Source organism: Plantactinospora sp. CNZ320 (genome assembly GCF_002846275.1).
In genome coordinates, this window is the sequence record NZ_PJMP01000001.1 from 4,926,084 (window position 1) to 4,947,750 (window position 21,667).

At 71.5% G+C, this 21,667-nt stretch carries 19 protein-coding genes and 1 pseudogene; 13 read left to right on the forward strand and 7 right to left on the reverse strand.

What is annotated here, in order from left to right; all coding sequences use genetic code 11:
• Window positions 1-44 precede the first annotated feature (44 nt).
• Window positions 45-1,256 (forward strand): ABC transporter substrate-binding protein, encoded by a 1,212-nt coding sequence (locus tag CLT71_RS21960; protein WP_101368762.1) that lies wholly within the window; start codon window positions 45-47, stop codon window positions 1,254-1,256.
• A 39-nt stretch (window positions 1,257-1,295) separates the two neighbouring features.
• Here the strand turns inward: CLT71_RS21960 and ddaH are convergent, their stop codons facing one another.
• Complete coding sequence (gene ddaH / locus CLT71_RS21965) at window positions 1,296-2,120, reverse strand: amidinotransferase domain-containing protein (RefSeq protein ID WP_486483388.1); 825 nt, start codon at window positions 2,118-2,120, stop codon at window positions 1,296-1,298.
• A 67-nt stretch (window positions 2,121-2,187) separates the two neighbouring features.
• Between ddaH and CLT71_RS21970 the strand changes: the two genes are divergently transcribed.
• Together CLT71_RS21970 and CLT71_RS21975 are read left to right on the forward strand one after the other, a co-directional pair.
• Window positions 2,188-2,646 carry an Lrp/AsnC family transcriptional regulator gene (locus CLT71_RS21970; protein WP_101368763.1) on the forward strand — a complete coding sequence of 153 codons (459 nt, stop codon included), beginning with the start codon at window positions 2,188-2,190 and terminating at the stop codon, window positions 2,644-2,646.
• A gap of 78 nt (window positions 2,647-2,724) precedes the next feature.
• A complete protein-coding gene (locus tag CLT71_RS21975) occupies window positions 2,725-4,758 on the forward strand; it encodes a beta-propeller domain-containing protein (RefSeq protein WP_101368764.1) in 2,034 nt (677 codons plus the stop codon).
• Between the two features lie 29 nt (window positions 4,759-4,787).
• Here the strand turns inward: CLT71_RS21975 and CLT71_RS21980 are convergent, their stop codons facing one another.
• Together CLT71_RS21980 and CLT71_RS21985 are read right to left on the reverse strand one after the other, a co-directional pair.
• Entirely contained in the window at window positions 4,788-5,918 is a 1,131-nt protein-coding gene (locus CLT71_RS21980) for a T3SS (YopN, CesT) and YbjN peptide-binding chaperone 1 (RefSeq protein ID WP_101368765.1), read from the reverse strand.
• 135 nt (window positions 5,919-6,053) lie between these two features.
• A complete protein-coding gene (locus CLT71_RS21985) occupies window positions 6,054-6,911 on the reverse strand; it encodes an extracellular catalytic domain type 1 short-chain-length polyhydroxyalkanoate depolymerase (protein WP_158242274.1) in 858 nt (285 codons plus the stop codon).
• 121 nt (window positions 6,912-7,032) lie between these two features.
• Between CLT71_RS21985 and CLT71_RS21990 the strand changes: the two genes are divergently transcribed.
• Together CLT71_RS21990 and CLT71_RS21995 are read left to right on the forward strand one after the other, a co-directional pair.
• Window positions 7,033-7,650: a PadR family transcriptional regulator gene (locus tag CLT71_RS21990; RefSeq protein ID WP_158242275.1), complete on the forward strand. Its 618-nt coding sequence runs from the start codon at window positions 7,033-7,035 to the stop codon at window positions 7,648-7,650.
• Window positions 7,647-7,775, forward strand: a pseudogene (locus CLT71_RS21995) (DNA-binding response regulator); the annotation flags it as partial. The gene CLT71_RS21990 and the pseudogene CLT71_RS21995, both read left to right, overlap by 4 nt.
• A gap of 55 nt (window positions 7,776-7,830) precedes the next feature.
• Here CLT71_RS21995 and CLT71_RS22000 read toward each other — a convergent pair.
• Window positions 7,831-8,085 (reverse strand): DUF6457 domain-containing protein, encoded by a 255-nt coding sequence (locus CLT71_RS22000; RefSeq protein WP_486483712.1) that lies wholly within the window; start codon window positions 8,083-8,085, stop codon window positions 7,831-7,833.
• Between the two features lie 5 nt (window positions 8,086-8,090).
• The gene (gene mobA, locus CLT71_RS22005) at window positions 8,091-8,756 is read right to left on the reverse strand and encodes an NTP transferase domain-containing protein (protein ID WP_101371678.1); all 666 of its coding nucleotides are present in this window, start codon (window positions 8,754-8,756) and stop codon (window positions 8,091-8,093) included.
• A 186-nt stretch (window positions 8,757-8,942) separates the two neighbouring features.
• Between mobA and fdhD the strand changes: the two genes are divergently transcribed.
• The 3 genes from fdhD (at window position 8,943) to CLT71_RS22020 (ending at window position 12,818) form a co-directional block, all read left to right on the forward strand.
• Window positions 8,943-9,800, forward strand: coding sequence for a formate dehydrogenase accessory sulfurtransferase FdhD (gene fdhD / locus CLT71_RS22010; RefSeq protein WP_101368768.1), 858 nt, complete (start codon window positions 8,943-8,945; stop codon window positions 9,798-9,800).
• Between the two features lie 134 nt (window positions 9,801-9,934).
• Entirely contained in the window at window positions 9,935-10,366 is a 432-nt protein-coding gene (locus tag CLT71_RS22015) for a nuclear transport factor 2 family protein (RefSeq protein WP_101368769.1), read from the forward strand.
• A gap of 349 nt (window positions 10,367-10,715) precedes the next feature.
• Window positions 10,716-12,818, forward strand: a complete 2,103-nt coding sequence (locus tag CLT71_RS22020) for a GDSL-type esterase/lipase family protein (RefSeq protein ID WP_158242276.1) — start codon at window positions 10,716-10,718, stop codon at window positions 12,816-12,818.
• Window positions 12,819-12,945: 127 nt separating this feature from the next.
• On the opposite strand, the gene CLT71_RS22025 is transcribed toward CLT71_RS22020, so the two are convergent.
• On the reverse strand, window positions 12,946-14,001 hold the full coding sequence (locus tag CLT71_RS22025) for a DUF4192 domain-containing protein (RefSeq protein ID WP_101368771.1): 1,056 nt from the start codon (window positions 13,999-14,001) through the stop codon (window positions 12,946-12,948).
• Between the two features lie 222 nt (window positions 14,002-14,223).
• The gene (locus tag CLT71_RS22030) at window positions 14,224-14,754 is read right to left on the reverse strand and encodes a GNAT family N-acetyltransferase (protein WP_486483389.1); all 531 of its coding nucleotides are present in this window, start codon (window positions 14,752-14,754) and stop codon (window positions 14,224-14,226) included.
• A 58-nt stretch (window positions 14,755-14,812) separates the two neighbouring features.
• On the opposite strand from CLT71_RS22030, the gene CLT71_RS22035 reads away from it, so the two are divergent.
• The 5 genes from CLT71_RS22035 to CLT71_RS22055 all read left to right on the forward strand — a co-directional run bounded on the left by CLT71_RS22035 (window position 14,813) and on the right by CLT71_RS22055 (window position 21,543).
• On the forward strand, window positions 14,813-15,703 hold the full coding sequence (locus tag CLT71_RS22035; protein WP_101368772.1) for a fructosamine kinase family protein: 891 nt from the start codon (window positions 14,813-14,815) through the stop codon (window positions 15,701-15,703).
• 108 nt (window positions 15,704-15,811) lie between these two features.
• Window positions 15,812-16,897 (forward strand): GTP 3',8-cyclase MoaA, encoded by a 1,086-nt coding sequence (gene moaA, locus CLT71_RS22040; protein ID WP_101368773.1) that lies wholly within the window; start codon window positions 15,812-15,814, stop codon window positions 16,895-16,897.
• Between the two features lie 2 nt (window positions 16,898-16,899).
• Window positions 16,900-17,157 carry a MoaD/ThiS family protein gene (locus tag CLT71_RS22045; RefSeq protein WP_101368774.1) on the forward strand — a complete coding sequence of 86 codons (258 nt, stop codon included), beginning with the start codon at window positions 16,900-16,902 and terminating at the stop codon, window positions 17,155-17,157.
• A gap of 6 nt (window positions 17,158-17,163) precedes the next feature.
• On the forward strand, window positions 17,164-18,495 hold the full coding sequence (locus CLT71_RS22050) for a metallophosphoesterase (RefSeq protein WP_101368775.1): 1,332 nt from the start codon (window positions 17,164-17,166) through the stop codon (window positions 18,493-18,495).
• A gap of 243 nt (window positions 18,496-18,738) precedes the next feature.
• Complete coding sequence (locus tag CLT71_RS22055) at window positions 18,739-21,543, forward strand: TPR end-of-group domain-containing protein (protein WP_101368776.1); 2,805 nt, start codon at window positions 18,739-18,741, stop codon at window positions 21,541-21,543.
• Window positions 21,544-21,667: the final 124 nt, after the last annotated feature.

Below are 21,667 nucleotides of genomic sequence, written 5' to 3' on the forward strand. Positions count from 1 at the left end.
CCCCGGGAGGGCTGCGCACCTCAACGCCGCCCCGGGAGGGATCCGTGTCGCAAATGGACCGCAGACGAGCGATCAAGCTGCTGGGCTCGCTCGGCGCGCTCGGCGTCACCGGGCTGGCCGCCGCGTGCGGTCGGGACGACGGCCTGGAGGACGAGGAGCCGCTCAGCGACGAACCGGTACGGATCGGCATGATCACCGCGCAGTCCGGCGTGTACCGGCCGATCGGCGACGAGATGCTCCGGGGCTTCCAGCTCTATCTCGACCTGAACGACCAGCGGCTCGGCGGTCATCCGGTGGACCTGGTCGTCGCCGACGAGGGCGAGACCCCCGAGTCCGGCAAGGCCGCCCTGGACCAGCTCGTCAAGCAGCGGGTGCTGGCGCTCACCGGAGTGGTCAACTCGGCGGTGATCAGCGGTCTGCGAGACCCGGTGGAGCAGGCGAAAATCCCACTGATCAGCTCCAACGCGTCCCCGTCGACGTTGCAGAGCGTGGTCTACATCTGGCGTACGTCGTACATCAACGACGAGCCCGGCCGGGCACTGGCGCCGTACGTCAAGAGCAAGGTCGGGGCGAACGGCCGGGTGGCGATCATCGCGCCGGACTACGACGCGGGCCGCGACTCGGTGCAGGGCTTCCGGCAGAGCTTCGGGGAGTCCGACGAGCGGATCTCCGATCCGGTCATCTGGACGAAGTACTTCCCCGGAAAGCCGGACCGGAACGGTTTCGCCTCGTACATCGACCAGCTGATCGACCGCGACCCCGACGCGATCTACTGCTTCTTCTCCGGTGAGGCGGCGATCGAGTTCCTCAAGAAGCTGCGGCAGGCCGGCTACCGCAAACTGATCTACGGCCCGGGTTTCCTCACCGAGGGGCCGGTGCTGGACAATCTCCGCAAGACGGAGGCCGAGGGGATCGTCACCTCCCTCAACTACTCCGCCGACCTCAACAACGCGGCCAACCGGCGGTTCGCCTCAGCCTTCCGCAAGGCGCACGGCTCGACCCCGACCACCTACGCGATGGCCTCCTACGACGCCGCCCAGGTGCTGGACAAGGGCATCCGGATCGCCGGTGGCAACCTCACTCCGTTGCAGCTCAACCTGGCGCTGGGCCGGATCGGGCAGATCGACAGCCCGCGCGGCCCGTGGCAGTTCAACCAGCCGCGTACGCCGCAGCAGAAGTGGTACATGCGCGAGGTGAAGCCGGACGGGCAGGTGCTCAGCAACGTACTGATCAGCGAGCTGGCGACACTCGGCTAAGCCGTCCGTCCGGCTGGGCGGTGGTGCGGCGGGGGCGGCTCAATCGCGCAGTTCGGCGACGCAGCACTTGACGCTGCCGCCGCCCTTCTTCAGCTCGGCCAGCTCGACCGGAACCGGCAGGTAGCCGGCGGCGGCGACCTTGGCGGCCATTCCGCTGGCCTCGCTGTTGAGCACCACGTGCCGACCGTCGCTGACCAGGTTCAGCCCGAACGCGAAGGCGTCGACCTCGTCGGCCCGGACCGCGTCCGGGAAGAGCTGGGCGAGTACCCGCTGGGCGGCGACCGAGAACGCCGCCGGGAAGTACGCGATGTTGCCGTCGTCGAGCGGGGCCAGCGCGGTGTCGAGGTGGTAGAAGCGGGGGTCGACCAGGCGCAGCGAGACGACGGGGCGGCCGAGCACCTCCTGTGCCTCGGCGTGCGCGGCCGGCTCGGTCCGGAAGCCGTACCCGGCGAGGATCAGCCCGCCGTGCGCCTCCGGTAGGTAGGTGAAGTCGCCCTCACCCTCGTTGATCTCGGCGGGTGCCACGAACCGGGCTCCCCGCGCCTCGTGGAACGCCCGGTGCGCGCCGGCCTCGGCAGCCCGCTGCGGGTGCCGGAACCGGGCGCCGTAGACGGTGCCGTCGACCACGAAGGCGCCGTTCGCCGCGTAGACCATGTCGGGCAGGCCGGGTTCCGGGTCGAGTTCGTGCACTGTGTGCCCGAGGCCGAGCAGTGCCTCCCGCAGCCCGTGCCACTGCTTGACAGCCAGCTCCCGGTCGACCGGGGTGGCGGTGTCCATCCACGGGTTGATCGCGTACTCCACGGTGAAGTACTCCGGCGGACAGATGAGATATGTCCGCTTTCTTGGGATCCTCGGCTGGTTCACGGATCCAAGGGTAGGTACGGTACAGCTTTACTAACAGCCAGAAGTGTTGCCTTGGAGAGGCGGAACGTTGCAGATCGACGGCGTTGACCAGAGAATCATTGCGTCGCTCGTCTCCGACGCCCGAGCCTCGTACGCGGAGATCGGCGCCCGGGTCTCGCTCTCCGCACCGGCGGTGAAGCGGCGGGTCGACCGGCTGCGGGCGGCCGGCGTGATCCGGGGATTCACCACGGTGATCGACCCAGCGGCGGTCGGCTGGAGCACCGAGGCGTTCGTGGAACTCTTCTGCACCGGGCGGACCACCCCGGCCCAGATCACCGTGGCGACCCGGCGCCATCCAGAGGTGGTCGCCGCCTACACCGTCTCCGGCGAGGCCGACGCGCTCGTCCACCTCCGGGCGGCCGACATCGCCCACCTGGAACAGGCCCTCGAACGGCTCCGGGCCGAGCCCTTCGTCACCTCGACCCGGAGCATGATCGTGCTGTCCCGGCTGGTCGACTCGCCCACAGTGGTGCCCGCCCCGGCCTGACCTCGGCCGGGTCCGCGTCCGGAGACCGGAAGCCGCCCGCAGGGAACCGGGGACGCGGGTCGCCGCGTCGAACAGCGCATGACACCCGAACGGGGAACTCGATCCGGCGCCGCCGTCGGTACGGCGTTCGTCGCCGGCCTGGCACTGACCGGCACGCTGCTCACCGGCTGCACCTCCGGGTCGGATCCCGCTCCGTCACCACCCCCGCGCGACACCGGGGTACCGGCCAGCGGGCTGCGGCTGGTCGCCTTCGACTCCTGCCAGAGCGCGCTTGCCGGGCTCCGATCCGCCGCCCGGGCGGCCGTCGGGCCGTACGGCCTGCCGGGCGGCACGATCACACCGCATTTCCAGGTGAACGGTGGGGCCGAGCGGGCCGCCGCCGGTGCCGACGTGTCGGCGGCCCAGGACAGCGCCGCCACCGGGGCCGGCTCCGGCTACTCGGGGACCAACACCCACGAGGCCGGGGTGGACGAACCCGACCTGGTGAAGACCGACGGCCGGCGCATCGTCACGGTCAACCAGGGCGTGCTGCGGGTGGTCGATCCGGCGAGCCGGCGGTTGGCCGGCACGCTGAAGCTCGATTCCGGCGGCCGGGACGTCGGCTGGGCCGAGAGCAATCTCCTGCTGCACGGTGACCGGGCGCTGGTGCTGGTCCGGGAGCACGCCACGGTCCAACCGGGTGAGATCCGGCGGGGCCGGCCCGGCGTGCCGCCCGCCGACGACCAGCAGAGCATCGTCGGCCCGCGACTGATCCTGGTCGACCTGGCCGGCGCGCCGAAGATCGTCGGCGACTACCGCATCGACGGTGGCCTGGTCGACGCCCGGCAGGTCGGCCCGACCGTCCGGGTGGTGGTCCGCTCCCTGCCCCGGCTCGACTTCCCGCTCAACAAGGAGGCGGGGCCGGTCAACGAGAAGAAGAACCTCGCCGCCAACCGGAAGATCATCGACCAGGCGCCGATCGACGCCTGGCTACCCCGCTACCAGACCAGCATCGGCGGGCAGACCAGCACCGGACGGGTCGACTGCGACCGGCTGAGCCGGCCCGCGGTCTACTCCGGCACCTCGCTGGTCACCCTGCTCAGCTTCGACCTCGGCGCCGCCGGCCTCGGCGACGGCGACCCGGTGGCGGTCGCCGCCGACGGCGACACCGTCTACAGCAACGGAAAGCAGCTCTATCTCGCCAGCGACCAGCGCTGGCGGGTGCTGCCGGGGCTGACCGCCCGCGACGGGGCACCGGTCCCGAAGGACGAGCAGACCGACATCTACCAGTTCGACACCTCCGGCCCCGGTCGGCCCCGCTACGTCACCGCCGCCACCGTGCCCGGCTGGCTGATCAACCAGTACGCGCTCTCGGAGTGGGACGGGCACCTGCGGGTGGCCACCACCAGCGGGCGTACCTGGGGGGAGAACCCGAAGTCCAGTTCCGCCGTCTACGTGCTGCGCGCCGACGGGCGGACGCTCACCGAGACCGGCCGGGTGACCGGGCTGGGCAAGGGCGAACGCATCTACAGCGTGCGGTTCGCCGAGGGGACCGGCTACGTGGTGACCTTCCGGCAGACCGATCCGCTGTACACAGTGGACCTCCGTGATCCCCGGTCACCGAAGGTGACAGGCGAGTTGAAGATCACCGGATACTCGTCGTACCTGCACCCGATCGGCGACGGACGGCTCATCGGGATCGGCCAGGAGGCGAACCGGCAGGGGCGGACCGAGGGTACCCAGGTCTCCCTCTTCGACGTCTCCGATCCCGCCAAGCCGAACCGGATCGCCCAGCACCACGTCCGGTACGGCCACTCCGAGGCCGAGTTCGACCCGCACGCCTTCCTCTACTGGCCGGCCACCAACACCCTGGTGGTGCCGATGAACAGCTACCAGCCGCCGACCCCCGACGGCCGGGGTACGCCCGGCAGCGGCGCCCTGGTGCTGCGGGTCGCCGACGGCAGCCTCACCGAAACCGGGCTGGTCGAGCACGCCGAGGTGCGCACGGCGGAGACCAGCGGGATGATCCGCCGCTCGCTGATGGTCGACGGAGTGCTCTGGACCGTCTCCGACGGCGCCCTCAAGGCGACCGACCTCGGCACCCTCGACACGCTGGGCGTGATCCGGATCTAGCGGGCCGGCGCCGGCGAGCCCGACCGGGGCTAGAGGTACATCCCGGTCCGGTGCTCGCCGGTCTCCCGGTGCTGCTGCGCCTTGTCGCCCTCGCCGAAGAAGCGCCGACCGCCGAACTCGCCGTGCAGCCGGTCGTCCAACTCGTCGGCGAGCCCGGTCATCACCTGGACCGCGAGCATCAGGTGGGTCGCCTGGAAGTTGCGGCCGAAGACCGGGATGGAGGCCCAGACCGTGTCGTTGGTGCAGTAGAGCCGGCCGATCGGCATCCGGTTGGTCAGCTCCGAGAGCTTGACGTACAACTGCTCGGTCGGCTCGACCTCGGTGAGTACCGGGGAGAAGACGTCGACCAGCGGCGGATTGTCCCGGACCCGGACGAAGACCATCGCCGAGCCGGCCCGGATGCCGATGTCGCCGTCGGAGTCGACCTGGAGTTGGTCGGCCGAGGACTTCAGCATCGCCGAGACCACCGTGCGGACCCGGTCCTCCAGGGGCAGCGCGTCGTTGCCGCTCTGTGCGGCCCGGGCCGCCGTGAGCGCCTCGTCGAGATCGAGGTCGAGGTCGACTGTCGGATCCGCGGCGACCTCCGGCCGGGCGGTGCCGAGCGGTTCGACGGCCACCGGTTCGTCGGACTCGTCGTGGACCAGGAAGACGAGGAAGGCCGGATGCGGTGCGCCGTACACGTCGCGCAGGGTCCGGGAGACGGTGGTGGCGAGCCGGCCCGCCTCGGTCGTACTGGCCCGCATCCCGAAGTGCCCGCCGGAACCCTCGACCACGCCGGGTGGCGACCAGCCGAGCGCGATCATGTCGGCGATCGCGGCCCGGTCGAGCCGGTACCCCTGGGGCAGGGCCGTGTTGCCCACCGCCCGCAGGTCGATCTGGTTGTCCTCGCCGATCTCGATGCTCACCGAGTAGACGGCGTCGCCGGTGCCGGAGGCGGTGGGGTCGAGGGTCAACGCGATCCGGGTACCGGTCGGCAGGCTGCGCAGTTGCTGGGCGAGTGCCCGGGCGAACTCCTGCCAGGCCTCGGTCACCTTGACCCGGAGGTCGGCGGTGGTCGGCTCGTCGAGCAGGATCGATTCGTGATGTTCGGCCTGGTGATGTTCGGCCTGGTTTCCCTCGGCCACTTCGTCCCGCGGCGCCGCAGGGTTGTCAGCCGCCATAACCGCCTCCGTCCGTCAGGGCACCGCACACCCTACCCAGCCGACCGGTTGGCCGGGACAGTGCGGACCCCGATCGGACACTAGAGCGGCTCTCCTCCGGGTACCCGAAGGAGAGCCGCTCGGCACGGACCGGCGTCAGCGGCGGGGATTCGCGGCGAAGAACTCCCACATCGCGGCGGTGGCGTCCACGGCGGCCTGGTAGCCGCTCGCCGACGGCCAGGCGTGACCCATCCCGTTCACCGTGTAGTCGACGACCTTGCTGCCGTCCGGGCAGGTGCTGGTCGTCCGGTTCACCGTGTTGGCCTTGTCGACCCAACTGGGCTGTCCCACGGTGCAGCCCAGGTTCTTCTGCCATCGGGACAGTCCGCTGTATATCCGGGAGGCGTTACGGTCCTCCCGGCCGATGAAGGTGATCAACGAGACCGGCTTGCCGGGCTTGTAGTTGGGGTCACTGGCGGCCGGGCCGTTGGCGAAGGCTCCGCTGACCGGCGCGATCGCCGCGAACACCTCGGCCGCCTCCACCCCGAGCGCGTACGTCATCTCGGCGCCGGAGGAGAAGCCTGTCGCGTAGACCCGGGCCGGGTCGACCGACCACTCCTTGACCATCTTGTCGACCAGCGCCCGGACGAAGTTGATGTCGTCGCCCTGCTCGGCCATCCGGCTGAACTGCTTGCTCAGCGACTTCGGATAGGCGACGAGGAAGTTCTTGGTGTCGGCGAGGGCGTTGAGCCCGCTGGCGTCCCGCAGCCGCTCGGGGTTCTGGTCGGTGCCGTGCAGGGCGACCACCATCGGGATGGGCGTGCCGGGGCGGTAACCCGACGGCGCGTGCACCGCCCAGGTCCGCTCCTGGCCCGCCCAGTCGATCGCCAGGGTGTGGTCACCGGGCGCCGGTGAGACCGCCGGTCGGGCGACCCGGGACGCGCTCGGGTCGGTCCCCGGGGCGGCGTCGTCAGCCGCGCCGCAGGCCGTCGTCGTGCCGATGACCGCAGTCACGGCGATCGCTGCCAGGATGGATCGTCCAACGGTGCGCATCAGTTCCCCGTTCGATGTGCGGTTGCTGGTCGGGACACTATGTCAAAATTGACATAGTGGTGGCATGCCGGGAGATAACAGTTTGGCTACCGTCAGTGCGCTGGGTTACGCCCTGCTCTGCGCCCTCCACCGTGGTCCGCTCACCGGCTACGACCTGGTGCAGCGGATGCGCAAACCGATCGGCTACTACTGGACCGCCCAGCAGAGTCAGATCTATCCCGAACTGGCCCGGCTCTCGGCGAGCGGGCTGATCGAGCACGACGCCGCGAGCGGTCCGGGCCCACGACAGCGCAAGACCCACCGGCTCACCGCCGCCGGGCGGGAGGCGCTGGCCGCCTGGCTGGTCGAGCCGCCCGCACCCCGGGCCTTCCGCGACGAGACGCTCCTCAAGACGTACGCGCTGGCCGCCGCCGACCCGGAGGGGATGCGCGAGTTCTATCTAGCCGAGGCCGAGACGTACCAGCGCCGGCTGGACACCTTCCAGGAGCAGCACGCCGACCTGCTCTCCCGGCACGGGGACGATCCCCTCCATCCGCAGTTCGGCGCCTTCGCCACCCTGGAGCTGGCCCTGGCCAGCACGCCGGTGCGGATCCGCTGGTGTCACTGGATGGCCGACCGGATGGCCGAACTCGCCCGGCTCCGGCGTGAGTCGCCCACCCCGCCGACCGAGGAGCATTCCCCCACCGGGAGCGGGTCGTGACCGCGCCGATCCGGGTACTGGTCTGCGACGACCAGGCGCTTATCCGTACCGGATTCGCGACCATCATCGGCGCGCAGCCCGACCTGGAGGTGTTGGGCAAGTGCGGGGACGGGCGCGCGGCGGTCCCTGCGCGAGTTGGAGGTGCTGCGCCCGATCGCGGACAGCCTCTCCAACGGAGAGTCAGGCATCCCCGTCGGGGCGGGCGGCTGCCGGGTCGGCCGGCCAGCCGGTGGCCAGGGCGGTGAGCGCCGCCGCCGCGACCGCCGGGTCCGCGCCGCGCCCGACCGCGACCCCGAGCAGGTACGCGGTGACCGGCGCACCGGGCCGGAGTACGTTGTGTGCCACGTCGCGGGCCAGATCGAGTACCCGGGGTACGTCGACCTCGGTCGGATCGAGGTCGAGCTCGGTACAGGCCGACGTCACCCAGCGCTCCATCGCGTTCAACTGATCCACTCCTCTGCCCGGCGTACGTCGTCCTCAGTGTCGCAGTCGAACCAGGGTGGCGGCCCAGTCCCCTGCCACGCCACCTCGGTCACGGTCAGCTCGGCGATCAGCGTCCGCATCGACGTACCGGTGAGGATGCCGTCGCGGGCGGCGGCGACCCGGCTCAACGCGGCCCGCAGTGCGGCGACCCGCCAGACCCCGCAGAGAAACTGCGCCCGGCCGGCGTCGTCGACAAAGACCACACCGTCGGCATCGGCGGCCTGGGACAGCGCGGTACGGAGCTGGCGTACCGCCTCGGTGGTCAGCAGCGGGAGGTCGGCGGCGAGCAGCGCGACGACGCCGATGCCGGACGGCGCAGCGCTCGGGCTCGCCGTGCCGGACGGTGCGGCGCTCGGGCTCTCCGTGCCGGGCGGGTGGGCTGGGATCGGGGTGGGGAGCAGGGCCAGGCCGGCGGCGAGCGCCGCGACGGGTCCGCCGCCGGGCGGCTGCTCCCGGGTCGCCCGTACCCCTGCCGGCAGGTCGCCGGCCGGGCCGACCACGACCCGCGGGTCGGCGTCGGCGACCGCCGCGAGCACCCGGTCCACCATCGGGCGACCGCCCACCTCCAGCGCCGGCTTGTCCGCACCACCCATCCGGCGGGCCGCCCCACCGGACAGCACCACCGCCGCGAACCCGGCCGGCTCCGGCTGTGTCGACGACGGCCCGCTCGACGGCGGTGCGATCGGCGACGGCTCACTCGACGGCGGCTCGCTCGACTCCGGCTCGATCGGCGGTCCCGTTCCGGTCATCCGGTAACGGTAACCGGGCTTCCGGCGGGGTACGGCCGGCGGCGAGGCAGGATTGTGGGCATGGGACGAGCCAGTGGTCGGCGGAGCGTGCTGCGGATAGACCTGACCTCGGCGGAGGCGGGTGGCCGGGTCTCGGTGCGCCGGCAGGACAACCTCGCCGCCGAGGAGCCGCTGGAGATCCGGGTGGGTCCGGCCGGGCCGAACCGGCGTGCCCCGCTGGCGGTCACCATGCGTACCCCGGGTGACGATATCGACCTGGCGATCGGGTTCCTGCTCACCGAGGGGATCGTCCGGAGCGCCGACGACGTACGCACCGCGCAGCTCTGTGCCGGTACCGACACCCCGAACACCTACAACGTGGTGGACATCGTCCTCGCCGACGACGTACCGGCCCCGGTCACCGATCCGGCCCGGAACTTCTACACCACCAGTTCGTGCGGGGTGTGCGGCAAGGCCAGCATCGACGCCGTCCGGACCCGGTCCCGGTACGACGTGTCGACGGACCCGGTCACCGTGCCGGCGCGTACCCTCGCCGACCTGCCGGACCAGCTCCGGGCCGCCCAGCGCGGCTTCGACCGGACCGGCGGGCTGCACGCCGCCGGGCTCTTCACCGCCGACGGGAAGCTCGTGGTGCTCCGCGAGGACGTGGGCCGGCACAACGCGGTCGACAAGGTGATCGGCTGGGCGGTCCGGGAGCAGCGGCTGCCGTTGCACGGGCATCTGCTGCTGGTCTCCGGACGGGCCAGCTTCGAACTCACCCAGAAGGCGTGGATGGCCGGCATCCCGCTGCTCGCCGCCGTCTCCGCGCCGAGCACCCTCGCCGCCGAGTTGGCGACCGAGGCCGGGATGACCCTGGTGGGCTTCCTCCGGGGCGGCACCATGAACGTGTACGCCGGGGACGACCGGGTCACCGTCTGACACGTCCCCGGTCATGTGCCGGGTCGACGGCATCCACTACCGCACCCCGTGCCCCCTACCTGGGAGGTAATCGCCAGGAGGTCTCCGCGCTGGCAGGCTCGACCGGCAGGCCGAACCAGCACCGGAGGTACCTCGTGCACGACACCCGAACCACAGTCGACGAACTGCTCCGCCGGATCGGGGCCGGCGACCCGGAACGGACCGCCGCGCTCTACGCCGAGGCGGTCGACTGGAAGGTCAACTGGCCCGGGCAGACCCACCCGGCGGTGCCGTGGATCCGGCCCCGGAGCAGCCGGGCAGACGTCGTCGACCACCACCGGACCCTGGCCGCGAACAGCGTTCCGGGGCAGGGCTCGGCGACGATCGAGCGGATCCTGGTGGACGGGCCGGACGCGGTGGTGATCGGCGAGACCGCGCAGACGGTACGGGCCACCGGGAGGCGCTTCAACACCCGGTTCGCCCTGCACCTCACCGTCGAGGACGGGCTGATCGTCCGGCACCACGTCTACGAGGACAGTCTCGCCATCGCGCTGGCCTGCGACCCGGAGACGTCGGAGTCGCAGTGATGCCGGCGTCGCAGTGATGCCGGACCCAATCTGAAGGATGCTCGCACCGGCCTCTTGCGACGGTGGGCTCCATAGACGAATATGATCATCTACGCGACGTGCACGGGGGCGCACTCGTCGCGTTTGCGTCCCTGCACAGTTTGGGGACGCCATGAGAAAACTGAGACCGGTAGTCGTCTCGCTGCTGATCGCGGCTGCCGGGTGCCTGGTAATCCCGCTGCCGGCAACCGCGGCGCCTTCCCCCGCCCCCCAACCATCCGAGGCGCAGCCGGCCGTTCCGCGGCCAGCCGCCGCACAGCCGGCCGTTGCGGCCGCGAGCCCGTACGACCCGATCATCGGTCAGTTCAACATGGCCGGTGGTCACCCGACGCACGGCGTCAAGGGCAACGAGGTTGCCGATTCGCTGGCACAGGCGATCAACAGCCGGGCACCCAGGCTCGCGTTCCTCACCATCAACGAGGGCTGCCTGGACTGGCTGGAGCGGGTCGAGACGCAACTGCCGTTGGCGTACACGCTGCGCTTCGACCCGATCCGGAGCGGCAACGGCCAGGTGGCGAACTGCAAGCACGAGTCGCCGTTCGGCAACGCCATCATCTACAACGAGAACATCCTGCCCGACCCGCAGCCGGTGGCGCACGACCTGCGCGCGCTGGAGGGCGCCGAGAAGCGCGAGATGCTCTGCCTGCGATCGGTCGCCCGGACGCTCGTGGTCTGCACCGCGCACCTCGTCGCCTCGGGCGACAACGTCGAGCAGCGCAAGCGCGAGGCGGCAGAGGTCAAGCGGGTACTCGCGACCGACTATGCCGGCTACCACGTGTACCTCGGTGGCGACCTCAACGACAGCCCGACCTCCGATGCGCTCAGCAACATCTACCACAGCGGGTACGGAGGCATTCCGTACCAGGCGGCGCACGGCGCGTTCAAGGAGGCGTTCAGCCCCTGCGGCAACGAGATCAAGGTCCAGTACATCGCGGACGACGCGAAGAAGTACTACTGCCGGAGCGGCCTGCCCACCCACACGCTCAACAAGTACGACTATCTGTTCGTGCCGCCGGCTGCGGTCGTCCACTCGAACCAACTGGTCTCGTCGCCGCACTCCGACCACAGGCAACTGTGGGCCGAGGTGACGATGACGTCGACAGTCGGGCCGCTCGTCGACTCGATCATGGTGGTCGGCGACTCGATCAGCCAGGGTCTCGAAGGTGACTACACCTGGCGCTACCGGCTCGCCCAGCACCTGAAGTCGGCCGGACGGGACGTCACCTTCGTCGGCCCGTACCGGGGCACCACCCGACTGCCGAGGGCCCAACCCGCCAACTACCCGGATGAGTCGGCGCCGCCGTACTTCAACGGCGTCTACCGGGACGGCCTCACCTTCGACAGTGACCACTTCGCCCAGTGGGGACGCCAGGCGCACCAGGCGAAGGACGACATCCGGTCCCGGGTGAGCCAGTACCTGCCGACCTACCTGCTTGTCGAACTCGGCTTCAACGACCTGGGCTGGGGTGTCTCCAATCCGGACGGGCTGGTCGCCGACATGCGTACCCTTATCGCCAACGCCCGGGCCGCCAAGCCGAACATCCGCATCCTGGTCGCCAGCGTCCCGCAACGCACCCCACTGGACGTGCAACCGGATCTGGGCACCCGGATCAGCGCGTACAACGCCAAACTGGGTCCCGCGTTGCAGTCGTTGAACACGACGACGTCACCGGTACGGCTCGTGGACATCACCACCGGCTACGACCCGTACGCCGACGCATACGACGGCCTGCACCCGAACCCCACCGGTGAACACAAGATCGCGCGGGCCTTCGCCAACGTGCTGTGGAACCAGTTCCAGGTCGGTAGGAGCTACAGCATGCCCTCCGGGAGCATCCCGACCCTGGTGCCCGGCACCCCCGGCTGGATCAGGGCCACCTCCACCACCGGCGGGATCAGGCTGGAATGGCAACACTCGTTCGGTGCCGGCGGCTACTGGTTCTATCAACGCAACGCGACGATCGGTGAGGCGTTCTCACGGCTGCCGTTGCAGATTCCGGCCGACTCGTGGGGCGTCAACTGGGTGGTCCCCGGCCACCGCTACGAGTTCTACGTGGTGGCCACGCGCGGCGACGCGCACATGAGTGCGCCGTCAGCGGTCGCCTCCGCCACGGTCGCCAACCTGCAGACCGCGGCCGGCCCGCCGAACATCACCGCGACGGCCGGGACGGGCTACATCGACGTGAGCTGGGACGCCGCGACCGGGCCGTACAGCGACACGGTGTACAAGTACACCGTGTACTACCTGGACAGCTCCGAGCCGGGCGCCATCGTCTCGACGCAGTCCACCACCGGCCGCTCGGTCCGATTGTCCGGCCTGGTGAGCGGTCATACCTACATCCTGGCCGTCTGTTCGGTGAACACGGCCGGGGAAGGGATGCCCGCAGCCGGCCCGAGTCGCACCGTCGGTTAACGATCTGATCCTGCGCCGGAGCCTCCCCCGCCGGCGCAGGACACCAACTCTGGCACCACCCGCTCTGCCACTGCCCGCTTCGCCACTGCCCGCTTCGCCACCGCCCTGGCCGGCGCCACGAGCATCCTCATCCGGGCTCGTCCTCCGGCCGGGGCGGTGGCTCGTCCCGGTCGAGATCGGGCCAGTCGTCGAGTACGGACGGGCCGATCCCGGCCTGCAACGCCTCGGCCAGGAGCCGCGCGAACGAGTAGTCGGGCTGCGCCTGGAGGGCACGCTCCACCGCCATGCTGGCCAGGGCGCCCTGCCCGGCGCGCCAGGCGGCGAAGCCGAGCAGGGAGGCGGGGGCGGGCACCAGGTCGGGCTCGGCCCGCCGGAGCACGTCCGTCCAGAGCGCCAGATGCCACTCCTCGCCGCCGGTCCGCTGCCAGGCATCGTCCCGGACCGGCAGGTGCACCAGGAGCAGGCTCAGCCAGGCCACCTCGTCGTCGGTGAGCTGACCACCCGTGCCATACCGATCGAACGCCTGGCGTACCGCCGTACGGCCGGCGCGGCGTAGTGCCCGGCGACCCTGTGGAGTGCCGGGCGCGGCACTGCCCAGCAGGGTGTCGAGGCGTGACTCCGCTCTGCCGGCCGCCTCCCGCAGTGCCTCCCGGGCCGGACCCTCGACCGGGGCGATCCGCTGGATCAGGTCGCTCCGGTCGGGGAGCGCTACCTGACCGGCGAAGGTGGCCGCCGCCGCCAGTTGACTGGTCGAGGAGTCGAACCGGTGCCCCTCGGCCGGACAGCAGTCGACGTCCGTGCACTTGTACGACCAGTAGCGGTCACCGGTCACCCGGAGCGCTTCGAGCACCGGCAGCCCGACCCGACCGAGGGCGGCGGTCACCGCGTCGACCGCCGGGGTGACCCGGGCCGGCTCGCCGTACCCGATGACGGTCGTGGTCTCGACGCGCTGCCGCGCGACCACCGCCGCGACCTGCGCGGCGGCCTCGCCGACCTCGCCGGGGCCCGCCGGCCCGGCCGTGGCACCGGGTAGGTCACCACGGGCGACGAAGACGACCTGGTTGCCGCGCAGCGCGATCACCACCACGCTGTCGGCCGGGTGGAAACCCAGCAGGTACGGCACGGCGGCGAGCAGGTCGGCTGTCGAGCGGACGGCGAGGACGGCTCGATCGATCGGGTTCATGGCGGGCAGCGTGCCGAGCCGGGCAGCCGGGCCGGGGACACCCTGTGGACGACACGCCCGGCTATCCACAGCTACTCTGCGTATTCCTGCTGCTCAGCGGCGAACCGCGTCCCGTCACCACGAGCATCGAATTCCGGGGACGTCGGTGACGCTGTCAGCCGCACCACCTCCGGAACGACGGGGACCGGTAGCGGTCACGCCCGTCGCAGGAGTCTCCCGCGCTCAGGTGTGGAACCGGTGTCCGTGCAGCTCGATCGGGTCACGGCGGTCGCCCGGGCGCGGCCGCAGCTCGACGGTCAGTTCGATCGCCGACAGCACGTCGTAGCCGGCGCCGCGCAGGCAGCGCAGCGCCGCCACGTTGCGGGACTGCGGCTTCACGGTGAGCCGGGCCAGCCCGCGCCGCCGGGCCTCCTCGGCCACCTGGTCGAGCAGCGCCCGGCCGATCCCCTGGCCCCGGTGCCGGGCGGTCACCACCACCGGCTCGATCCGGCCGTCCCGGCCGTCCATGATCAGCCCGACCAGCCCGACCACCCCGGCACCGTCCCGTTCCGCCACCCACACGCCGGAGAGGTCCAGCCGGGTCAGGTACTCCTCGAACGCCGCGCCCGGGTCGGTGCCGCCGAAGCTCGGATCCTCGTACAGCTCGCGGTGCTGCTCGGCAAGCTCGGCCCAGAGCTGCCGACCGGCCCGATGGTCGGCCGGCCGGTACGGTCGGATCGCGGTGGCGGCCACGTTCTCATATCTACTCCCCATCGCCGCGCCGCGACACCTGGTTGGCCAAGAGCACCCGACGAAGAGTTACCTTGCCCAGATGGACCTGGCGTACCTGCGGGAGCATCCCGGGCAGCTTCCGCTCTTCCTCACCCACCAGCGGATCCGGGAGACGCCGGTTTCCGGTGGCGACATCTGCACCGCCACCCGACTCACCCTGGACGACGGCAACTCCGTCTTCGCCAAGTCCTGGCCGGAGGGGGCCGCGCAGCCCGTACCCGAGAATTTTTTCGCGACCGAGGCGGCCGGGCTGCGCTGGCTGCGCGCGGCGGGCGCGGTCCCGGTGCCGGAGGTGATCGTGGCGCTGCCGGAGCTGCTGGCCCTGGAGTGGGTGGAGCCGGGCGAGCCGACCCCGGCGGGGGCCGCACGGTTCGGCGCCGAGCTGGCCGCGCTGCACCGGGCCGGCGCCGACACCTTCGGCGCGCACTGGCCCGGCTTCGTCGGGGCGCTGCCGCAGGACAACACCCCGTCCGCCGGCCCGTGGCCGGTCTGGTTCGGCGAGCACCGGCTCGCACCATACCTGCGGCAGTCGGTCGACAACGGCGCGCTCTCCGCGGTCGAGGTCGCCCTGGTCGAGCGGGTGATCTCCCGGATCGACGGGTACGGCGGTGCCGAGCCGCCCGCCCGGATCCACGGCGACCTGTGGCCGGGCAACCTGCTGTGGGGCGCCGACGGACGGGCCTGGCTGGTCGACCCGGCGGCGCACGGCGGGCACCGGGAGACCGACCTCGCTCAGCTCGCGCTCTTCGGCGGCGCCCCGCACCTGGCCACGATCGTGGACGCCTACCAGGAGGTGTGGCCGCTGGCCGACGGCTGGCGGGAACGGCGGCCGGTGCACCAGCTCCACCTGCTGCTCGTGCATGCCGCGCTCTTCGGTGCGACGTACCGGGAGGCGGTGGCCACGGCGGCTCGCGCCGCGCTCTCGGCCTGAGCCGGCCCGCCGCCCGTTGCCGTCGATCTGCGGCCCGTACCGCCGGCCTGGCGCCCGTACTGTCGGTCTGGCGCCCGTACTGTCGGTCTGACGCGCTACCGTCGAGCGATGACCATTCCCGTTCGATCCGGTCCCGTACGACCCGGGGCAGTGCCGGACCGGACGTCGGCGGACCGGCCGGACGTCGGGGGCCTCGTCGACAGGTACGGCCGGGCCGCGACCGACCTGCGCGTCTCGCTCACCGACCGGTGCAACCTGCGGTGCACCTACTGCATGCCGGCCGAGGGTCTGCCCTGGCTGCCGAAGTCGGAGGTGCTCACCGACGACGAGATCGTCCGCCTGGTCGGCATCGCGGTACGCCTGCTCGGGGTGACCGAGGTCCGGTTCACCGGCGGCGAGCCGCTGATCCGCCCCGGGCTCCCCGGGATCATCGCCGCCGTCGCCGCGCTCTCGCCCCGGCCGGTGCTCTCGCTCACCACCAACGGGATCGGCCTGGACCGGCTCGCCGGGCCGCTGCGCGAGGCCGGACTCGACCGGGTGAACGTGTCGCTGGACAGCCTCGACCCGACCCGCTTCACCGAGCTGACCCGGCGCCCCCGGCTGGACTCCGTACTGGCCGGGCTGGCCGGGGCGGTGGCCGCCGGGCTGGCCCCGGTGAAAATCAACTCGGTGCTGATGCGCGGGGTCAACGACGAGGAGGCGCCGGAACTGCTCCGCTTCGCCCTCACCCACGGCTACCAGCTCCGCTTCATCGAGCAGATGCCGCTGGACGCCCAGCACGGCTGGGACAGGTCGACGATGGTCACCGCCGAGGAGATCCTCGCCGCGCTGCGGGCAGAGTTCACCCTGCTGCCCGATCCGGCCGAGCGGGGCGGGGCACCGGCCGAGACCTGGCTGGTGGAGGGCTGGACGGACGCCGTCGGCCGGCCGGCCCGGGTGGGCGTGATCGGCAGCGTGACCAGACCGTTCTGCGGGGACTGCGACCGGACCCGGCTCACCGCCGACGGGCAGGTGCGCAACTGCCTCTTCGCCACGGACGAGTCCGACCTGCGGGCCGCGTTGCGCGGCGGCGCCTCCGACGACGAACTCGCCGACAGGTGGCGGGCGGCGATGTGGGGCAAGCGGGCCGGGCACGGCATCGACGATCCGTCGTTCCTGCAACCGGCCCGGCCGATGTCGGCGATCGGCGGCTGACGATGACTTCCGCACCCACCCTCGTCGTACGCTACTTCGCCGCCGCGCGGGCCGCTGCCGGCGTACCCGAGGAGACCGTGCCGGGCGGCGGCAGCCTCGACCAGCTCGCCGGTGAGCTGGTCGACCGGCACGGCGCCCGGCTGGGCACCGTGCTGAAGATGGCGAGTTTCCTGGTCGACGGTGTCGCCTGGCACGACCGGCAGGCACCGTTGCCGGCCGGTGCCACTGTCGACGTGCTGCCGCCGTTCGCGGGAGGCTGAGGCCCGGTGCTCGGGGCGCTCGGTTTCTTCGGCACGTTGCTGCTGGTCGTCAGCCTGATCCACCTCTACCTCTGGAAGCGGCTGGTCCGGGACACCACCCGGCCGGGGCGCTGGCGCCGGGCCGGTGGCGTGGCCGTGCTGGTGCTGGCCCTGCTCACCCCGGCAACGCTTGTCGGCACCCAGCGGGGCTTCTACTGGCTGGCCTGGCCGGGCTACCTCTGGCTGGCCGTCATGTTCTACCTGCTCGTCCTGCTGGCCGTGCTGGAGATCCCGATGCTGGCGGCCAGGCTGGCGCTGCGTCGCCGCACCCGGGCGGTCGTACCGGCAACCGCCCCGGCCGGTGCCGGCGGCGCTCTGCCCGTCGGCGGCAGCTCCGACCCGGCCACCGCCGGCAAAGCCCTGCCCGTCGCCGTCGACTCCGACCCGGCCACCGCCGGCAAGGCCCTGCCCGTCGCCGTCGACGGCGCCGACGCCGGAGCCGTGCCCCTGCCCGACCACGACCCGGGCCGCCGGCTGCTGCTCGCCCGGGGCGCCGCCATCTTCGCCGGGCTCACCGCGACCGGAATCGTCGGGTACGGCGTCCGCACCGCCCTCGGCCCGCCGCAGATCGACCGGGTCCAGATCCCGCTGGCGAAGCTCCCTCGCAGCATGGACGGGTTGCGGATCGCCACCGTCTCCGACATCCACATCGGACCGTTGACCGGCCGGGCGCACACCGAGCGGATCGTGGCGACGATCAACCGGCTCGACGCCGACCTGGTGGCGGTGGTCGGTGACCTCGTCGACGGCACCGTCGGCGAACTCGGCCCCGCCGCCGCGCCCCTGCGTGACCTGCGGTCCCGGTACGGCAGCTTCTTCGTCACCGGCAACCACGAATACTATTCCGGGGCCGAGGAGTGGGTGGTCGAGCTGGACCGGCTCGGGCTGCGGGTGTTGGAGAACCGGCGCGAGGAGATCCTGGCCCGGGGCGGCGCCCTCGACCTGGCCGGGGTGAACGACCCGGCCGGCGAGGGCTTGGGCGTCGGAACCGGCCCCGACTTCGACGCCGCGCTCGGCGGCCGGGATCCGAACCGCCCGGTGGTGCTGCTGGCCCACCAACCGATCAACGTGCACGAGGCGGCGCGGCACGGCGTCGACCTGCAACTCTCCGGGCACACCCACGGCGGTCAGATCGTGCCGTTCAACCTGATGGTCGCGATGCAGCAGCCGGTCGTCTCCGGGCACGCCACCGTCGACGGCACCCAGCTCTATGTCACGAACGGCGCCGGTTTCTGGGGGCCGCCGGTCCGGGTCGGCGCCCCGCCCCAGGTGACCCTGGTCGAGCTGCGCTCGGCCTAGCCCGATGCCGGCCGCCACCGCGACGGCGAGCGCCTGCCCGCTCGACGCTGCCTGACCGGCCCGGCGTCTGCCCGATCCGCTCGGTTCGGGCGGTCAGCCGGACGGGGTCGGTCGACGATGTCACTCCGGGTCGATAAGGTCCGTCCACATTGGGCGAAGGCCCGACCCCGTCGGGGGTGCCGGGCCGGCATCGCGGGGGAACACCGCCGGCCCGGTCGGCATCGGCGAGGAAGGTGACACGGGGTGGAACAAGGTCTGCTGACCAGCCATGCGGTGCAGTGCCCGGGCTGGACCCCGACCGACGATCCGGACCACGTCCGACACGCGGACGGCTCGGAGGCGTACCGGGACGCCGGTGGGCACGGATTGCCGGTCCGCGACCTGCTCTTCCTACGCGGAAACTGGTCAGGTCGGCAGGTCACCTTCGCTGTCGCGTTCGACAACTTTCCGTACACGCCGGAGGAGTGGTACACCCGGATCGTCGACCTTGTCCTGGCTGGTCCGTCGATGATCGCCGCTGGCGCGGTCGTACCGTGGCTGGAGCGGATCCGGCACGAGAGGCCGGTCTGGGTCAGCGAGGCCGCCGGACCGTGGTGGCCACTCGGCGGCGGCGCTGGCCGCCGTCGCGTCGAGGGGCCGGACGCGACCATCGAGCCACTTGTCACGTCGCTGCTCGCCGCGCTGGTGGCGCCGCCGTCGGCGGCGGCCGTCGCCCATGCCGAGCGGATGCTTGCCACGCTGCGCGCCGCCGGTTGGCGCGACACCACGGGCCGGAACAGAAAGCCGCAGCCAGGACTTCGGGTACTCGCGGTGGCGACCCTCCGCAACCCGAGCGGAGTCCGGCACCGGCTGGCCTACGTCCTCACCGGTGACCCGAACCTGCCCGAGGCGCTGTGGTGGCACTCCGACACGAAGTCGAGTGACTGGAGCTGGGAGTCCGCCCGCTGGCGTAGCGTACTGGTCGACGCGACCCGGGCGGTGGGCCCGGCCCTGCCCGTCGACGGCGATCCCCTGGCGGAGACACTCGACGTCCTCGTGCGGGGAGTTCCCGGTCTCACGTCCGGTGAGGAGGCGCACCTCGCACTGTTGGAGGCACTCACGCCGGTCGCGTCAGTGTTCCGCCGCAACTGGCACATCGCCAATCCCCTCACCCTCAGCAGCGGCCTGAGCAGCACTTTTCCCCGCCGTCCCGCCCGGCCGATCCGAGAGGCCGCTGCCGCCGTACACGCGGATCCGGGAGACGGGGAGAGCTGGCTGCTTGTCGCGTTCGCCGCGTTACGCGAAGACCTGACCCCGCTCGCCACCGTCGCGTTCGGCAGGGCGGCCGAGCTGGGAGCCGGCGGCGGCCTGCCGAGGCTGTGGCGCGGCTGGCTACGGCGCCGGCTCGATCCAGCGACGGCGCTGACCGACCTTGACCAGGCGGCGGAGGCTGGCGGCGTCGCGGGATACGCCCGCCAGGTGCAGGCCGTGATCTTTCGGGACGTGCTCGGTGACCCGGACCGGATGTTCCTCGCCTACGCCCGGGCCACCGCCGAGGATCCGGCATACCGTAACGGCTGGCTCCACCGTGGACTCGCGCTGGCGAAGCACGGCCGGGCGGTCGAGGCGGTGCAGGTGTTCACCGAGGCGACGGCACTGCACCCCGACATCGCCTATCTGTGGTACTGCCTCGGCTATGCCCAGGTGCTGGTGGGGGAACGCGATGTGGCGCTGCACCACCTGGAGAGGGCGGCCCGGCTGAGTCCCGAACTGGTACCCGAGATCCTTCGGGACGAGGACCTGGCGCCGCTGCGCGCTGATCCGCGCTTCGAGGCGCTCCGGGAGGTGGCCGCGGTCGCGGAGACAGCGGCGCACCGACGAGCACGGGAGGCGGTACGGCCGGCGACCATCCCGGTCGAAACCGGCGAGGGTCGGGCCACCGACCTCGATGCCGTCCTCACGATGTCCGGCGTCCGTCGGTGCCGCATCTCCCCGGGAGGTCTCCCCGAGGGAGTCACCGAGCCACGGCTGCGTGAACTGCTCTCCGGTACCGGCCTGCCGGCGCGGGTGGCCGATTTCGAGGCGGACAACAAGGCGTATTGGGACACGCTGCGGCCGTACCAGCTCGGGGAGTATCCAGACCTCTCCGGCGACCGGCTCCCGGTGGGTCTGGGTGGCCTGTACGTGCTCGGCCGGCTCGACGAGGAAACCGCCCAGGGCGGGTACGGTCAACGTGCCGAGGCGGCGGTCGACGGTGAGACCGGCGAGATCTTCCGGGTCGCCCCGGACCACACCGTGTCCTACCTCGCCCCGAACCTCACCGCGTTCCTGTTGCCGCGTTGCCTGCCGGAGGACGAGTGGGTGTGGCGGATCAACCCGGAGACCCTGCACCGGCTGGACGACGTCACGGGCATCGGCGACGGGAAACTGGCCATCCTCGCCGAGAAACTCGACAAGTCCGGGCAGGAGCGCCTTGTCGAGTTCCTGGTGGCGCACGGAGCACTGCTGGGCCGACTGCGCGTCGAGCGGTACGCCCTGAGCACGATCGATCTCAGCGGCGTCGACCTCCGGCTGTCCTGCCCCAACCTGCGTCAGATGATCATTTGCGGTGGCCACGTCAACGAGTCCGTCTTCTGCCACCCGGTCCTCGAAGCGCTGTCCCTGGACCAGTCGGTCTACGAGGGAACCGTGCGGCACATCCGGCTGGACGGTGGATCCGCACTGCGAAAGCTGTCGATCACCGACTCGCTGGTCCACGCCGACACGCTCACCGTCGGTCCGGGATCCCCACTCCGGGCCTTCACGCACACCCTCGACGAGGACTACTCGGAGGCATCTCCGAGGCGTCTGACGTTCGAGGACTGCCCGGAGCTGCGCAGCATCTACATCAATGCCACCTGGAATTGGCAACTGATCCTGCGGGGCAGCCTGCCGCAACTCGAATCCGTGGACCAGGACGCGGGTGCCTACGGCTCGTACACGTACCGGGTCGAGAACGCCACCCCCGCCGACCGGAAGCGCTATCTGTCGCTGATCAGAAAAGGTAGGGACTTCACCAGGCACTGGTGAGCGCCTCGGCCGGCCCGCACCGGACCGTCCACCACGGCGCACATCTCAGCTCCGGACACCTTCGCCGGCTCCTATACTCCGATCTACGGCCGAGCATCTGCGGTGGGACCTGAATACCCAGGGT

Coding starts and splice junctions, on each gene's coding strand:
- CLT71_RS22025 (WP_101368771.1), bottom strand. CDS start 14,001: ATGAACCCGATCGATCGAGCCGTCCTCGCCGTCCGCTCGACAGCCGAC.
- CLT71_RS22000 (WP_486483712.1), bottom strand. CDS start 8,085: ATGGAGCGCTGGGTGACGTCGGCCTGTACCGAGCTCGACCTCGATCCG.
- CLT71_RS22035 (WP_101368772.1), top strand. CDS start 14,813: ATGGACCTGGCGTACCTGCGGGAGCATCCCGGGCAGCTTCCGCTCTTC.
- CLT71_RS22030 (WP_486483389.1), bottom strand. CDS start 14,754: ATGGGGAGTAGATATGAGAACGTGGCCGCCACCGCGATCCGACCGTAC.
- moaA (WP_101368773.1), top strand. CDS start 15,812: ATGACCATTCCCGTTCGATCCGGTCCCGTACGACCCGGGGCAGTGCCG.
- CLT71_RS21980 (WP_101368765.1), bottom strand. CDS start 5,918: ATGGCGGCTGACAACCCTGCGGCGCCGCGGGACGAAGTGGCCGAGGGA.
- CLT71_RS22020 (WP_158242276.1), top strand. CDS start 10,716: ATGGCCGGTGGTCACCCGACGCACGGCGTCAAGGGCAACGAGGTTGCC.
- fdhD (WP_101368768.1), top strand. CDS start 8,943: ATGGGACGAGCCAGTGGTCGGCGGAGCGTGCTGCGGATAGACCTGACC.
- CLT71_RS22045 (WP_101368774.1), top strand. CDS start 16,900: ATGACTTCCGCACCCACCCTCGTCGTACGCTACTTCGCCGCCGCGCGG.
- CLT71_RS21975 (WP_101368764.1), top strand. CDS start 2,725: ATGACACCCGAACGGGGAACTCGATCCGGCGCCGCCGTCGGTACGGCG.